Source organism: Halomonas sp. B23F22_20 (genome assembly GCF_043496985.1).
GTDB lineage: Bacteria > Pseudomonadota > Gammaproteobacteria > Pseudomonadales > Halomonadaceae > Halomonas.
The window spans coordinates 1-629 of sequence record NZ_JBIEKH010000108.1 but is presented as its reverse complement, the minus strand read 5'-3'; the positions used below and the strand labels follow the sequence as shown (position 1 = coordinate 629).

The 629-nt window shown below is 61.8% G+C and carries 2 protein-coding genes; both read left to right on the top strand.

All coding sequences use genetic code 11. The annotated features are described in order from the left end of the window. Positions 1–237, top strand: a 237-nt coding sequence (locus ACGTN6_RS20830) for a DUF1525 domain-containing protein (RefSeq protein ID WP_394594998.1), incomplete at its 5' end; no start/stop codon positions are given. Beyond that, positions 234–629 (top strand): TraU family protein (locus tag ACGTN6_RS20825; protein ID WP_394594996.1); only part of this gene is annotated, 396 nt, incomplete at its 3' end. The genes ACGTN6_RS20830 and ACGTN6_RS20825, both read left to right, overlap by 4 nt.

The window sequence follows — 629 nt, the reverse complement described above, 5'->3', positions numbered from 1 at the left end:
GCTGCGACAGCAGAATTGCAGCGGCGGATGCAGGGGGCCGAATGGCAGGACATGGCCGCTCGTTATCAGCAGGCAGCCCGTGGTGTCGCCCGTGCCTGGATGCTGGGCGTGGAGAAAGTGCCGGCCGTTGTCCTGGACGGTGAGTATGTGGTGTACGGCGAGCATGATGTGCAGGCCGCCCTGAATCAGATCCAGAGCTACCAGCGACAACAAGGACAGGGGGTGGTAGGCCAATGACCACGAAGCGTCTCCAGAGCGCCGGGATGGCCGCTTTGCTGCCCGTGATGCTGGGCGTCAGCGTTGGAAGCAGCCCGCCGGCTCAAGCTGCCGAGATTTCCACGCCCGAGATCGTGCAATCGGGTATGTCGACGGATTGCCTGGAGTACGAGGTGGTGGGGATCTGCATCTGGCTGACCTGCACTCCATACGGCTGTGAAACCGATACGTCCATCAAGGTGAAGCACTACATTCCGGAACTCGTCGTCTCGAGTTATCAGCGTACCGGGGAGAACCCCTGGAGTGATGTGGCGGGCCTGTCGCCGGCCAACTCAGCTGCGGAAGGGGGGGGATCGATGACCGAGCTCAATGCTGATGCTCACCACTCAGGGGGCCGCTTCAAGAATGTTGAC